This window comes from Pseudomonas ulcerans, assembly GCF_036324125.1.
Classification (GTDB): Bacteria; Pseudomonadota; Gammaproteobacteria; order Pseudomonadales; family Pseudomonadaceae; genus Aquipseudomonas; species Aquipseudomonas ulcerans.
Genome location: NZ_JAZDQN010000035.1, coordinates 54,834 through 69,292, shown reverse-complemented (window position 1 = coordinate 69,292; position 14,459 = coordinate 54,834). Strand labels below are relative to the sequence as shown.

At 64.5% G+C, this 14,459-nt stretch carries 8 protein-coding genes and 1 tRNA gene; 5 read left to right on the top strand and 4 right to left on the bottom strand.

The annotated features are described in order from the left end of the window. The first annotated feature begins 153 nt into the window (after positions 1 to 153). Positions 154 to 240, top strand: a tRNA-Leu gene (locus tag V0R59_RS24400). A gap of 78 nt (positions 241 to 318) precedes the next feature. On the opposite strand, the gene V0R59_RS24395 is transcribed toward V0R59_RS24400, so the two are convergent. The 4 genes from V0R59_RS24395 to V0R59_RS24380 all read right to left on the bottom strand — a co-directional run bounded on the left by V0R59_RS24395 (position 319) and on the right by V0R59_RS24380 (position 7,017). Beyond that, complete coding sequence (locus tag V0R59_RS24395) at positions 319 to 1,818, bottom strand: porin family protein (RefSeq protein ID WP_330077197.1); 1,500 nt, start codon at positions 1,816 to 1,818, stop codon at positions 319 to 321. Positions 1,819 to 1,896: 78 nt separating this feature from the next. Further along, positions 1,897 to 2,721, bottom strand: coding sequence for a Slam-dependent surface lipoprotein (locus tag V0R59_RS24390; RefSeq protein WP_330077196.1), 825 nt, complete (start codon positions 2,719 to 2,721; stop codon positions 1,897 to 1,899). Between the two features lie 58 nt (positions 2,722 to 2,779). Then, on the bottom strand, positions 2,780 to 5,911 hold the full coding sequence (locus V0R59_RS24385; RefSeq protein WP_330077195.1) for a TonB-dependent receptor domain-containing protein: 3,132 nt from the start codon (positions 5,909 to 5,911) through the stop codon (positions 2,780 to 2,782). 143 nt (positions 5,912 to 6,054) lie between these two features. Further along, positions 6,055 to 7,017: a helix-turn-helix transcriptional regulator gene (locus tag V0R59_RS24380; protein ID WP_330077194.1), complete on the bottom strand. Its 963-nt coding sequence runs from the start codon at positions 7,015 to 7,017 to the stop codon at positions 6,055 to 6,057. 157 nt (positions 7,018 to 7,174) lie between these two features. Between V0R59_RS24380 and V0R59_RS24375 the strand changes: the two genes are divergently transcribed. The 4 genes from V0R59_RS24375 to V0R59_RS24360 are packed head-to-tail and all read left to right on the top strand — an operon-like array spanning position 7,175 to position 14,394. Continuing rightward, positions 7,175 to 8,221, top strand: a complete 1,047-nt coding sequence (locus V0R59_RS24375) for a class I SAM-dependent methyltransferase (RefSeq protein WP_330077193.1) — start codon at positions 7,175 to 7,177, stop codon at positions 8,219 to 8,221. Between the two features lie 4 nt (positions 8,222 to 8,225). Next, positions 8,226 to 9,506: an MFS transporter gene (locus V0R59_RS24370; protein WP_330077192.1), complete on the top strand. Its 1,281-nt coding sequence runs from the start codon at positions 8,226 to 8,228 to the stop codon at positions 9,504 to 9,506. After that, the gene (locus V0R59_RS24365) at positions 9,503 to 11,875 is read left to right on the top strand and encodes a decarboxylase (RefSeq protein ID WP_330077191.1); all 2,373 of its coding nucleotides are present in this window, start codon (positions 9,503 to 9,505) and stop codon (positions 11,873 to 11,875) included. Before V0R59_RS24370 ends, V0R59_RS24365 begins: the two co-directional genes overlap by 4 nt. After that, on the top strand, positions 11,875 to 14,394 hold the full coding sequence (locus tag V0R59_RS24360) for an aminotransferase class III-fold pyridoxal phosphate-dependent enzyme (RefSeq protein ID WP_330077190.1): 2,520 nt from the start codon (positions 11,875 to 11,877) through the stop codon (positions 14,392 to 14,394). The genes V0R59_RS24365 and V0R59_RS24360 overlap by 1 nt, the downstream gene beginning before the upstream one ends. Positions 14,395 to 14,459 lie beyond the last annotated feature (65 nt).

Sequence of the window (14,459 nt, the reverse complement as noted above, 5' to 3'; positions counted from 1 at the left end):
TGAAATTGGTAGACACGCCAGCTTCAGGTGCTGGTGACCTTACGGTCGTGGAAGTTCGAGTCTTCTTCTGGGCACCAATTTCAAATTTCAGATCAGCGATCTGGAATTTACGCGACACGCTACACTGTTAATGTTTCAAATGCTTCAACCTTTGCCCAGATGGTGAAATTGGTAGACACGCCAGCTTCAGGTGCTGGTGACCTTACGGTCGTGGAAGTTCGAGTCTTCTTCTGGGCACCATATTTCAAAGAAACCCGCGAAAGCGGGTTTTTTTATGCCTGCGATTCGGCCCCGGTATGCACCGGGGCCCCTCCCCCCTCAGAACGTCTTCTCGAACTTCAGCGCCACCTCGGTCTGCCGGTAGCTGTAGGCCCAGTCGATGCTGCTGTCGGTCACCGTGCGCTTGGCGTACAGGCTCGGCACCACGCCGGCGAAGGCCAGGCGCGGCACGCTCAGGTTGGCGATGTAGATCTGCTGGCGATCCTTGCGCAGGCCGCCGAGGAAGACGTCGGGTTCGTCGTAGCGGGTGGTGCGGTACAGGCCGATCAGGCTCAGGTTCACGCCGATATCGAAGCTGTGATACGCGCCAAGGCTGCCCATGTACTCGCGATTGCTGGCGGTGTCCGCGTCCTGGCTGCGACGGGTGTAGGTCACGCCACCGAACACCAGGGTCTGCGGATCCAGCAGGTACGACAGCGACATGCCTGCCTGGCGCTCGTCATAGTCATCGAAATACTCGCGCTGCTCGCCCTGGAAACGGAAATGCTTGTGCTGCGCCTGCACGCTGACCTGCAGGCGGTTGGTCAGGTTGTGCTTCCACTCCCCGCGCACGCCGCTGGCCTCGTACTTGGTGTGATGGTCGGCGTAGTAGTTCTCGAACAGCGGGGTCAGCGAAACGTCGTTCAAGGCGCTCTGGTAGTTGTACCCGGCGTAGAGCACGCTGGTGTTGTCGTCGTACCAGGTCTTGGTGTCGTTTTCCTCGTCGTCGTTGTACCGGTCGTAGTTGTTGCCGTAGGTGAGGCCACGCACCAGTACATGGTGGTTGCCGGAAATCTGCAAGCGTCGCTCGGCGGCAGCGTCATAGACCACGCTGGACGAGCCGATCGGCTTGGGCATCTGCCGGGTGTAGTCGAAGCAATCGAAGAATACCGAACAGACCTGGGTCACGGTGGTCATGCCATTGCCCTGGTTGATGTTGCTGTTGTGGCCAAAGCCCAGCGACACCGAACCATGCCACTGGCGGCGCATGTCGATGCCCTTCCGGTACTCGCCGAGCACGCTCAGCACCTGCTCGGGCACGTCGCTGGCGGCGACTTCGGCGAACAGCGCCTCGGCCTCGCGGGTCTGGCTGTCTTCGAACAGGGTCCGCGCCAGCTCCAGGCGCGCGCGGACAAAACCGGGTTGCAACTCATCGGCCCGACGCAGGTGGGCGATGGCCTGCTTGTACTTGCGCTCGGAACGATCGATCAGGCCCTCGGCCATCTCCACCAGCGCCGGCTCATGGCCAGGCAACTGCCGGTAGCGCTCGACGAACTGGCGCACCTTGCCCCACTGCTGCAGGTTGATGGAGACATAGATGGCGGGCCCGAGGTCTTCGAGGGTGTTCTGCAAGCTATAGGTCTGCCCCTCGATGGTGATCAGCGAGTCGTCGTTCTCGGCCGGATCCGGCGCGCCAAGATTGGCCCGTTCGCGCGCATCGGCGCCGCGGTCGATCTTGTTCAGCAGCAGACGGGTGTCGTCATCGTCGGCCAGCAACGCGGTGGAAAACAGGGTCGAGAAACACAGCAGGGCGACGCGCACCCGCAAGGACGGCAGCATGGTGATCGGTCCGGGACAGAAAGGAATAAGGGGTCGGAAGGGGGCGCCGAAGCGCCCTCCTCCAATGACGCGCGGGTGTTACTGCTTGGCGCCGCCGAAGGCGACCTTGGTGGTGCTGGAGTTGTAGATACCGGCCAGGGCCTCGGCGTTGGCACCGTAGAACTGACCCTGAATGGTGGTGCCGCGAGCGAACGAGCCGTTCGAGGCGATGGTGGTACCGGCGAAGTTGAGGCTGCCCACAGTGCCGGTCAGTGTGCCACTGCCCGAACCGTAGTTGGCGGTCAGCACGCCCGAAGTGACACCAGCAGCGGTGCCCGGGTTGTACTGGTTGATGCCGACCACGTTGTACTTGGCGTTGACCAGGGTTGGCATGCTGGTGGTCGGGTTCTCGCCGACATACCAGACGGTGCGGTCCGAGCTGGACAGGTTCAGGTCAGTACTGTTGGTTGGCTGGGTGCCGGACTTGGCAGGTGCCCACTCACCGAAGTACACCTCGGAACCCGATACCTTGGCGATTACCTCGCCGCCGAACTGTGGATAACCCGAGGACGGTGCGGCGATCTGACGGTAGGCGTAGACCTCGGTGTTGTAGGCCACCTGGTTCTTCCAGGTTTCCGAGGTGGTGACACCGTTGAGCGGGTTGACGATATGCGCCGACGTTGTGCCATAACCGCTCAGCACAGCGTTGGTCTGGGCGATCGGACCAGACTTGAAACTGACAACCGCTGCGGTATTGGCGGTGCCGCCGGTGACGGTCGGCATGGCGATACCTGCCGTGCCCACAGCCATCATGTTCGAAGCGGCCGCTTCAACATAGGCCGAAGACGATCCACCGCTGACAGTAGCGGCAAATGCACCGGAAGTAGCCAGAGACAACGCCGTCAGTACGAAAAGTTTCTTCACAACAATCTCCTTGTCATAAGTTTTGAAAAACACTGTTTTTACGAAAACAGCAAAAAATCTAGAACCGTGCAGTCAATCCCATTTTCAACGTACGGCCTGGTGCAGGCATGATGGTGCGCGAAAGTGGATCGAGGTAATAGCGATTGGTAATGTTGTTTACACCGAAGTCGACATCCACATGTTCATTGACATGCAAGGTGGCATAACTGTCGAAGACCCAGATGGGGTGCCATTCATACGGCTGGTTTATGCCTTGTACGAAGTTGACGCCCTGATCGATCCATTTCTGCTCTTCCTTGTTCTTGGCGCTGCTGTGGTAAACCATGCGACCGCCGATCTCGAGTTTGTCGTTGAACAGACGCACACCACCGTCCAGGTTGATGGAGTACTGCGGCTGCAAGCTGGTGCGGGAGAACGTGGAAGGGAAGCCGCCCGTGACGCACTCGTCGACAGCCTTTCCGTAATAGGGATCCAAGGTGACGGCCATATCCTTGTCGCAGAGCTTCTGATCAAGTCGGTAACTGATACCCAGGCTGGAGTAATAACGCCCGGTATCGAAGCGCATCTGCATTTCTATACCCGAGATAATTTTCTTGTCGTATTGAACGATGTTGTAGGCAAAGTCCCGATCTATGTAATCGTGAATTTCATTCTTGTAGTAATTGATCCGGAAATCGGCATTACGCCAATCTGGAACATAGGAGTGCAAGTCATGCACATAACCGAACTCCCAATTATATGCATGCTCGGGTCGCGGCGAGTTTTGAGTGATACCGATCCCTGTGGCTGAAACAGTCTGCGCTTCTTCATAAATAGTCGGAAATCTGACGAATTCGGTATAGCGAGCATATACCCGGGCATTTTCGGTGACATGTAGCGTCACGCCAGCCATGGGCGCCCATGCGCTGTCCTTGCGCTTCTTTGGCCTGGCCCATCGCTCGGCTTCCGTGGGCTGCTGATAAATTGGAACCCCCGAGCTGTTGTAAGGGATGTATCGCGGGGCGGTCGTACCGGTACCCTGAGCATTGGCTACCTGCTCGTTCATGTTGATCGTACCGTTGGTGAACGGATTCGCGGCGCTCACCAGACGCTGGCCATCGGTAGGGATCTCCACGCTTTCCATGGTGTAGCGAATGCCGTTGACGAGCCCCTCCTGAAGATACTCGGTGAGGAGGATTTCAGTGGTTTCCTCGTCCAGCCCCCAGCTTTCGACCTCGGCCCGCGCGCTCGACACATAGGCCTGGTTTTCCGCATCGGTCAGCATCCGCGAGTATTTGAACTGCTTGGCAACAACAGCCGCCTTGGCATCCCAACCGGCTGCCTGCTCCTTCCGGTACTCATCCAGCGTCGTGTCGAACGAGTTGTAGTCGCTATAGCGTGCTCCGGCGTTGAACGTCAGCCATGAAGTGGCCGCCCACTCGTTGTTGAAGGTGAAGTTGTACTGCTCGCGACGCCCCCCACGTGGCCCCAGGTAGTTGGAGGCGAATATGTACGTACTGCCGATGTCGTCACTGGCGTTGTCGGTCTGCTTGAGCTTTTCCTTGCTGAAATCCCCGGAAAGGGTCAGCGCCCAGGCATCGCTCAACTCCATGCGGTTGGAGACATTCACACCCCAGCGATCGTGATCGGTGGTTTGCAGGGCGCGGGAAAACAGCGTGTAGCGGCCATCGGTGTCGGGCAGTTTTTCGGGCATGGCGGTCTGGCCATTGCACGGTGTGCGGTTGTACTTGCAACGCACGTAGTTGTCCCAGGCCTTGTCGCTCAAGCTGGCATCCTCGATGGAGAAGACCTGCTCACCGTTCTGGTAGCGCTCGGCATCGCTACGGGTCATCCAGAACCCGGCCTGCATGTCGAGCCAACGGTTGTCCTGCGGGTTCCAGGCGTAGGTCAGCGAGAAGGTGTCCTGGTTCACTTCGCTGTAGGGCAACTGGAAGCCGATGTTGCTGCCCGCCTCCACAAGCTTGGTGGTTTCGTTGATCAGGTACGGCATGGTCTCGCCGAATTCGAGATCGCTGTGCATATAGCTCAGCTTCAGGCTCTGCTCATCCGTCAGATAGAACGTCCCTTTGAGCAAGGTGGTGCGCATCTCGTTGGAAGTACCCGAAACTTCCGCGCCTGGCTTGTAGAAGCTGGCGAGATAGTTGCCAGTGGTATCGCCGATCGCTTGCGAGTTCTGTGAAGCGGCGGCCGCCTTGTCGTACCAACTCTCGGTCTCGTAGCGCTCGCTGCCCTGCTTGCCGCTGTAGTAGTTGCCTTTCTTGCGGTAGCTATAGGCCGCCAGCAGGTCGAAGTTTTCCTGGCGGGTCGCCGCCGCGATGCGGAAGGCGTTGTCCTCGAAATCGAAGTCGTTGGAGCGCGACGACTCATGGGGGGTGTACATGGCGCCGCCGCCATTGGCGAAGTAGACATACTGGCCGGAAACGTAGGCACCCTCGATGTCGCGGTAGTCACGCCCCAGGTTGTTCATGCCGTCTTCATTGGGCGCTACGGCGTTGCTGGCGGTCTCGGTCTTGATTTCCAGGCCGTAGCTCTCGCCCGGCTTGACGATGTCCGCGGCATCCAGGGTGCGGATCTCCACTGAACCACCGATGCCGCTCTTGACCCCAGGGGTCATGGACGGACCTTTCTCCACCGATATGCTGCCGATCAGATTAGGGTCGACGTAGTTGCGGTTGGAGACGCCGGCCGAGCCCAGCCACACCGACGTAGCCTGCTCGGTACCGTCGACGGTCACCGGGATCCGGCCTTCACCCTGGATGCCGCGGATATTCGGGTCCAGGGCACCGCTGTTGCGCGACTCGCCGCTGTAGACGCCGTTCAGCCCCTTGAACAGATCCGCCGCGTTGGCACCCTTGTAACGCTCGATGTCGTCCTTGCCGACGTACACGCCGGACACGTCCTTGCGGTAGACATCGTTCTTCCCCTTCTCGTCGCGCTCCTCGACATACTCACCCTTCACCTCCTGCGCCTCCAGCACCTGCAGCCCTTTCTGCGAGGTTCCGGACTTGCTCATTTCCTCTTCATAGCCCGCCGGCAGCTCGATCTCGATCGGCCCCATGTTCGGGATGGCGGCGGGTGCGGCCGGGGTTTCCCCTTCGGCCAGTGCAGCGGCGCTGGACAGCGCCAGGAGGATCGACCAGGCCAGCGGCTTGAGACGCATGGTCGACGGTGGTGTAGTGGAGAAGGACATGACGAGACCCGTGTTTATCGGTGCGTGGCAGTTTCATGGCCGCTCTGCGGCGGCGAAGTGATACTACCGATAAACGCAAATGAATCTCGTTTAGATTGGTATGCGAGAGGCTGAAAAATGTATGCGCAGACGCAACGAAGGCGTCAGCGCTTCTTGCCGAAGATCGACTTCGGCGCCCGCCCGAAGTAACGGGTGAAGGCCACGGTGAAGTTGTTCGGGTACTTGTACCCCACCTGCCACGCCGCCTGCGCCACCTGCTGGCCGGATTCGAGAAGGGTCATGGCCTTGCGCATGCGCAGGTCGAGCAGCATGCGCGCCGGGGTGGTGTCGAACAGGTAGCGGAAGCCTTCCTTGAGCTTGTGCTCGTTCATGCCCACCGTGGTGGCGAGGTATTCCACGGTCAGCGGCGTATGCAGCTGCTCGCAGAGAATGTTGCGCGCGCGCTCGATGCGCTCGATCTCGCTGGTGCTCAGCGGCGACACACTGCCCTCCTGCGGCGCCAGCAGGTTGAACTGCTCCGACAGCAGGCTCAGCGTATGGATATGCAGGTCGAGGCGGTTCGACGGGTTGAGCATGCCCGGCTGCAGGTAGCGCACCAACGCGGCGGCATGGGCCTGGGCCGCCTTGGAGCTGGCGCGAAAGTCCAGGCGGTTCAGGCGCCCGCTGCCCAGCACCTGGGCGGCGCGCTCCTCGCCGACGTACTTGCACAAGGTCGCCTGGTCAATCACCACCCGCAGCTGCGAGGCCGTCTCGTTGGCCTGGTAGCGCCGCTCGCCCGGCGTGGCACGGAACGCCGTGATGGTGGTTTGCCCGGCCTCGAAGGCGAGATTGCTACCGTCCTTGCCGATGAAACCGGATTTCCCCTGCAGGCCGATGGTCAGCACCATCACATGGCCGTCATGGGGGCCGCAGGTTTCCTCGATCAGCGTGCGCACCGGATGGTAGTGCAGGCGCCCCAGCGACAGCCCCTGTTCCAGCTGCAACAGCTCGGAATAACAGTTGCCCACGTCTTCGGCCAATTGCATGCGCAAGCGCCCGTCCGCCTGGACCGAACGCTGCCGGGGGTGATCGAGGCCGAGACGGCAGCTCCCTTTCATTGTGCTCATGACGACATCCCTGCAATCGGCGAGCGGCGCTTCGCATAGGAACGGCTCCGCCTCGCATACTTAACATAAATGATTCTCATTTAATATATATCACCTTTTTCAGTGATTCGGCCACGGCCTGTTTCGTTAAGAACAGTGGCATCTACAGGGAGTTAACGTGCCTCAACAGCCTCATCAGGATCTGACCAGCCCCCATCCCCTGCAATCGTGCTGGGACCTGCAGCTCGCCGGTCTCGGCGCCGACGCCCTGCAGGTCGCCCTCGAATGCGCGCTCTTCGACCACTTGGGCGAGCCGCTCAGCGCGCCCGCGCTGGCCGCCCGCCTCGACCTCGACGGCGCCAGCACCGCCTACCTGCTGGAACTGCTGTGGAGCCTGGACCTGCTGGAACGCGACCAGCAGCAACCACCGCGCTATCACAACCAGCCCCGCGCCGACCTGTACCTGCGCGCCGAAGCCAGCGCCTACTGCGGCGACGCCCTGCAGTTCCGCCACCGGGTCATGCGCCAGACCGGCACCCAGCTCGGTGACTACCTGCGCAACGGCGTGACCCGTCCGCCCATGACCTCGGCCGCCATCGCCAAGGCCTGGGCCGACGCCGCGCGCCTGCAGATCGCCCAGGAACAGCGCGCGGTGACCCGCGAGGTGGCCTGCGCCCTGGTCGACAGCCTGCCCGAAGCCCCCCGCCTGCAACGCCTGCTCGACCTCGGCGGCGGCCCCGGCCTGGTGGCCATTGCCCTTGCCGAGCATCTCCCCGACCTGCACGGCGTGGTCTTCGAATACCCGCAGGCCGCCGACGTGGCTCGCGACAACATCGTAGCCGCCGGATTGACCACGCGCCTGCAAGCCATCGGCGGCGATCTCAACGACGACGACATCGGCAGCGACTACGACCTGATCTGGTGTTCCTCGGTCCTGCATTTCGTCCACGACCTGCCCGCCACCCTGAGCCGCCTGTACGCCGCGCTGCGTCCCGGCGGCGTGCTGCTGTGCTGCCAGGCCGACGTGCCGCGCGAGCGCCAGGCGGCGGCGCAGGTCCTGCCTTATTACCTGCACATGCGCCTGCAAGGCCGCCATGTCCTCGCCGAAGGCGAACTGGCCAAGGCCCTGGAAAGCCTCGGTTTCAGCGCGGTGCAGCAACTCAACGGCCTGCGTTTCCCGGTGACCCCGGTGAACGCGGTCATCGCCCGCAAACCCCAGGAATGACTCGATGAACCGTGGACGTATCGCCGGCCTGCAAGTGCTGTTCGGCTGGCTCAACCTGGTGCTGGCCGTGCCCAGCATCTACCTGATGTTCGGCATGCCGCTGGTGATGCGTCAGTACGGCTGGAGCGGGACCGAGATCGGCCTGTTCCAGCTCGCCGGCTTGCCGGCGGTGTTCAAGTTCCTCCTCGCCGTCCCCGTGCAGCGGGTGCGCCTGGGCAAGGGCCACATGGTCCACTGGATGCTCCTGCTCGGCGCCGCGCTGCTGGTCCTGTACTGGCTGATCGGCCGGCAGAACCTGATCGAGCAGCGCATGCCGCTGTTCGTCATGACCTTCGCCATCAGCATCATCGCCACCTGGATGGACATCCCCCTCAACGCCCTGGCAGTGCAGTGGCTGCCGCGCAGCCAGCAGTTGCGCGCCGGCAGCATCCGCTCGGCAGCGTTGTTCCTCGGTGCCATCGTCGGCGGTGGCGCGATGCTGCTGATCCAGGCCCGTTTCGGCTGGCAGGCCCCCTTCCTGATCATGGGCGCGGGGCTGATGCTCGGCGTCCTGCCGTTGCTCGTCCTGCGCCACAAGCCCCAGTCCGAAGAAGCCGCGCAGCCCGCACAGGCCGGCTTCGTCGCCGACTGGATGAGCTTCTTCAGCCAGCCGGCGGCGCGCCAGTGGACCTGGCTGCTGCTCACCGCCTTCCCCTTCATCGGCGCCGCCTGGCTCTACCTCAAGCCACTGCTGCTCGATACCGGCATGGCCATGCAGGACGTGGCCTGGGTGGTCGGCATCGCTGGCGGCGTCACCGGCGTGGTCTTCAGCCTGCTCGGCGGACGCCTGATCGGCGTGCTCGGCACCGCCCGGGCGATCCTCGTCTACCTGCTCGCCGCGCTGCTGGCCCTGGTCCTGCTCACCGTCAGCGTGTGGCTCAAGCTTGGCCAGCTCTGGCTGATCGTCAGCGCCCTGTGCCTGGCCGCGAGCATGGGCGCGGTATCGGCGCTGATGTTCGGCCTGACCCTGTTCTTCAGCCGCCGCCAGCGCACCGCCAGCGACTACGGCCTGCAATCGAGCCTGTTCGTCGTCACCCGCCTGGCCGCCCCGGTGGCCGCCGGGCTGCTCCTGGACCGCCTGGGCCAGGCCGGCATGCTCGCCTGCCTCAGCGCCGGCCTGCTGCTCGCCCTGCTCCTGGCCTGGCGGGTCCGCCACAGCATCGCCGGGAGCGCCGAGGCGCTGCTGGTCAAAGAACATCACGCCGCGATCGGCGTGACTTCCATCGCCACCGAGGGCAAACCATGACGCCACGTACCGTCGGCATCTGCCTTGTCAGCCGCGACCGCGCGCTGCAGGAGGATGTGCAAGCAGTGCTTGACCGGCTCAACCACTGGTTGGGCCATGAAACCTCGCTGCTCAGCCAGCACTGGCCGGACAGCGACCCCCGCTGCCTGTACCGCCAGGTTGCCGGGCAGGCCGAGGCCTATGTGCGCGAGCACGCCAAGAGCCAGCAGCTGTACCTCGACCTGCAGGTCTTCGCCGATGCCGACGACGCCCGCCGCGCCCTGGTCAGCGCCGCCAGCGACAGCGACTACGTGCTGTTCGACAGCCGCCACCTCGACGCCCTGCCCGACGCCGATCCGCTGGTCGAGCTGCTCGCCGCCCAGCCCGAAGCCAAGCGCTCGCCCGCCTCCGCCCTGCTGCTGTGCGCCGAAGCGCAACTGAGCCACTGGCTCGGCCGACTTGGCGGCAACCGCCTGCTGCGCGTGCCCCACGGCTCCGAACCGCTGCGCCGCGCCGACCTGCTGCGCCTGTTCATCGATCACCTGGAACACGCCTATTTCAATCGGCTGCTGGCCCGCACCACCCTGCAGTCCGACGAGCCGGTGGCCCTCGCCCGGGATATCCAGCAGCGCATGGACGCGCGCTGGGGCGAGCAGTGGGACTGCCACTTCTTCACCGGCTCCATGGTCTCCGGCTTCATCGACTCCATGGGCGCCCTGCTGCGCGGCAGCGGTCGCGGCTTCTCCACCGCCAGCAACGAACACGCCCTGGCCGTGAGTGCCCTGGCCGGCTGGCAGCTGTACCGCCGCGCCTATGTGATCGTCATGACCTCGGGCATGCTCGACGAACTGCGCGGCACCCTGGCCAACCTCAAGCGCGCCGGCGCGCCGGGCCTGGTGGTCTGCGCCGATTCGCCGGAGTCGGTGTGGTTCGCCTTCCAGGGCACCCTCGACCACGACAACGACGGCCACCGGGTGATCGCCGCGCGCGGCCTGTGGCAACAGTTCATCCGCCGTCCGGAAGACTCCCGCGCCACTGTCGAAGCCGCCTTCGCCGCCCTCGATGAAAGCCCCGCGCCGACCTTCCTGTTCGCCACCCAGGCGGTACTCGAATCGCGCGTGCAAACCGACCCACAAGCGCCGCAAGCCCCGCTGGCGGCGCCTGCCTGCGACCTGGACGAAAGCCAGCGTGCCGCCCTCGACGCCGTCGTCGAGGTACTCAACAACGAGCCGGCGCGAATCCTCTGGCAATGCGGCCGCCTCAGCGAGCAGGAACGCGAACGCGTACTGGCCCTGGCCCGGCGCAGCGGCGTGGCCCTGGCCGACAGCATCATCGCCCCCGGCAGCGTGTGCGCCTACCAGGACCAGGAGCCGGTACTCAACTACCTCGGCCCCCTGTCCATGTACGGCTTCAGCCGACGCATCCATGCCTTCCTCGAACAGCCGGACACCGACGAAGGCAAGCCCTGGCTGTTCTTCCTCAAGAGCAAGATCGACCAATCGGCCACGCCCTACTCCGAAGGCCGCCTGAAGCGCCTGTTCCATATCGTCCAGGTCAACCGCCGGCGCGAGCACATCTCGCCGTTCACCGAGGTCGCGCTGGAGCTGCCGCTGGGGCGCGTGCTGGATTACCTGGAACCGCGCCTGAACGTGGCGCCGGCACTCCTGCAGGCCCGCCGCGAGCGCCTGCAACGCCTGCAGCGCACCCGTGAGGCGCTGCCCAGCGACCAGATCGAAACCCTGCCGATGACCCCGAACTTCTTCTTCCATCGCCTGGGCCTGCTGCTCGGCGAGATGATCGAGCGCGACGGCTATCGCTACACCGGGGTCTACGACGTCGGCCGCTGCAGCATCTCGGCGATGCGCAACCTGCCGCGCACCGATGCCGGCTTCTCCGGCTGGTACGGCCGCGCGCTGATGGGCGATGCACTGATGTCGTTGCCCTACATCGCCCTGAACAACGAGCGCCATGTGCTGGCCTTCATCGGCGACGGCGCCCGCGCCCTGGTCCCGGATATCGAGCAGCGCCTGGCCATGAGCCTGGCCAGTTCGGCGGACGCGGCGCAGCGCAACGTCACCGTGCTGTACCTGGCCAACGGCGTGCTGTCGATGATCCAGACCTACCTCGACAAGCGCTATGCCTGCCATGGCGCAGCCCAGGTCAACGTGCCGCTGAAGCAGGGCCTGCTGCACGACGAACAGGCCTTCGGCCCGATCACCGTGTGCCGCGCACGCCTGCTCAGTTTCTGCCCCGACACCCTGCGCCAGGCCCTCAGTGCCCCTGGTCGCCTCAACTTCTTCGACGTCTGGCTCGGCCACAACTCGGAGGGCGATGGCTTGAGCCTCGTCTCCGAGACCGCCTGGAGCCGCCTCAACGCAGAGAGCCATTGATGAAATTCGGATTCATTGCCCACCCCACCTCCACCGGCCTGCTGCACCAGGTCAAGCTGATCGACCTGCTCGACCGCACCCTGGAAGAACAGGCCTGGGGCTACGACCCGGAACGCTGGCGCCAGCGCAACCTGGTGCCCTTCGTCGACTTCGGGCGCATCGTCAGCGCCTGCGGTGCCGAGTGCTCGGGGATCCTCCAGTTCATGCCGCTGACCGCCGAACAGATGCTGCGCCAGCCGCGAGCCATCGCCGAACGCGTGCTGCAAGGGGTCAACGCGCTGAAAGCCGAGGGCGCGGACCTGGTCGGCCTCGGCGGCTTCACCGCCATCGTCGGCAACCGTGGCCTGGCCACCATGGAGCAGGCAGAAGTCGCGGTCACTACCGGCAACTCGCTCACCGCCTACGCCGCCTACGTCAACCTGATGGACAGCCTCAGCCTGCTCGGCGTCGCCCCGGAAAACGCAGAAGTCGCGGTGCTCGGCTATCCCGGCTCGATCGCCCTGGCGGCGGCGCGCCTGCTCACCGAGCAGGGCTGTCGCCTGCGCCTGGTGCACCGCGGCAACCAGCGCCAGGCCGAGGCGCAGCTGGAATACCTGCCCGCGCAGTACCACCGCCAGGTCAGCCTGCACGACAGCATCGAAGACTGCTACGCCAGCGTGCGCTTCTACGTCGCCGCCACCTCCAGCGGTGGCCTGATCGACCCGCGCCGGCTGCTGCCCGGCTCGGTGGTGATCGACGCCGCGCTGCCCAAGGATGTGATGGACGTGCCCCACAGCCGCCGCGACATCCTCCTGGTGGATGGCGGCCTGGTCTCGGCCAGCCCGGCGGTGCACCTGGGCATGCGCACCATGGGCCTGGAGCCCAAGCGCAGCATGAACGGCTGCCTCGCCGAAACCATGATCCTGGCCCTGGAAGGTCGCGCCGAGCCGTTCTCCATCGGCCGCGAGCTGCCGGTGGAAAAGGTCCTGGAAATCGGCGCCATCGCCGCGCGCCACGGCTTCACCCCGTCGCCCATGGCCAGCGCCGGAGAGTCCCTGCATGCCGACGACTTCGGCCGCCTGCGCCGCCATCACCACGGCCAGCGCCCCGCTGTCGCCAGCGATGCCCGGCACGACCCGCAACACCTGCGCCGCGAAGTGCTGAACAACTTCGGCGAGCACATCAACCCGGTGCTGCGCGAGTTCTATCAGTTCAACCATATCGAGCGGGTCTTCAGCCACGGCGAAGGCTGCTGGCTGACCGACCTCGACGGCCGTCGCTACCTCGACTTCGTCGCCGGCTACGGCTGCCTCAACACCGGGCACAACCACCCGGCCATCAGCCAGGCCCTGCAACGCTACCTGCAGGAGCAATTCCCGACCTTCATCCAGTACCTCTCCGCGCCATTGCACGCCAGCCTGCTGGCCAAGCGCCTGGCGGACCTGGCACCGGGCGGCCTGTCGCGGGTGTTCTTCAGCAACTCCGGGACCGAGGCGGTGGAAGCCGCGCTCAAGCTGGCCCTCGCGGCCAGCGATCGGCGCACCGTGCTGTATTGCGACAACGGCTACCACGGCAAGACCCTTGGCGCGCTATCGGTCACCGGCCGGGCCAAGCACCGCACGCCGTTCGAACCGCTGCTGCCGAACTGCGAGAGCCTGCCCTTCGGCGACCTCGACGCCCTGCGCCAGCGCCTGGAGCAGGACGACGTGGCGGCGCTGATCATCGAGCCGATCCAGGGCGAAGGTGGCGTGATCCTGCCGCCGGAAGGCTACCTGGCCGGGGTCCGCGCCCTGTGCGACGAGTTCGACTGCCTGTGGATCCTCGACGAGATCCAGACCGGCCTGGGCCGCACCGGCAAGCTGTTCGCCTGCGAGTGGGACGACACCGCGCCGGACATCATGGTCCTGTCCAAGTCGCTGTCCGGCGGCCTGGTGCCGATCGGCGCGACCCTGTCCCGGGAACAGGTGTGGAAACGTGCCTATGGCGACATCGACACCTTCGCCCTGCACACCTCGACCTTCGGCGGCGGCAACTTCGCCGCGGCGGCGGCCCTGGCGGCGCTGGACGTACTGGAGCAGGACGGCCTGATGGACAACGCGGCGCAGGTCGGCGCGCACCTGCAGCAGGGGCTCAAGGAGATCGCCGGGCGCTATCCGTTCATCAAGGCAGTGCGCGGGCGCGGGCTGATGCTGGCGATCGAGTTCCACAACAGCATGGCCGGCGGCCTTGAAGCCCTGGTCCGGGAAATGGCCGGGCGCATCCCGGGGCAGGCGGCGGCCACCTACCGCATGCTCTCGGGCAAGGCGCGGCGCCACCTGGAAGCGGCGATGGAAGAACTGGAGCAGAACCTGGAGGACATGTTCGTCCTGCGCCTGATGACCAAGCTGTCCGAGGAGCACGGCATCCTCACCTTCGTCACCGCCAACAACAACCGGGTGATGCGCATCCAGCCGCCTCTGGTGCTCAGCGTGGCGGAGGCGGATCGCTTCCTCGGCGCGTTCGCGGCGGTGTGCGAGGACCTGGCGACGTTCGAGTCCTGAGTCGACCTATCCGGCCTCATCGCTGGCAAGTCGGAACGCCGAACCGCAGCTCCCACAGGTTTTGT

Bases quoted from the DNA above. Each gene is read 5' to 3' on its own strand.
- V0R59_RS24395 (WP_330077197.1), bottom strand. From the start codon at position 1,818: ATGCTGCCGTCCTTGCGGGTGCGCGTCGCCCTGCTGTGTTTCTCGACC.
- V0R59_RS24385 (WP_330077195.1), bottom strand. From the start codon at position 5,911: ATGTCCTTCTCCACTACACCACCGTCGACCATGCGTCTCAAGCCGCTG.
- V0R59_RS24380 (WP_330077194.1), bottom strand. From the start codon at position 7,017: ATGAGCACAATGAAAGGGAGCTGCCGTCTCGGCCTCGATCACCCCCGG.
- V0R59_RS24370 (WP_330077192.1), top strand. From the start codon at position 8,226: ATGAACCGTGGACGTATCGCCGGCCTGCAAGTGCTGTTCGGCTGGCTC.
- V0R59_RS24365 (WP_330077191.1), top strand. From the start codon at position 9,503: ATGACGCCACGTACCGTCGGCATCTGCCTTGTCAGCCGCGACCGCGCG.
- V0R59_RS24360 (WP_330077190.1), top strand. From the start codon at position 11,875: ATGAAATTCGGATTCATTGCCCACCCCACCTCCACCGGCCTGCTGCAC.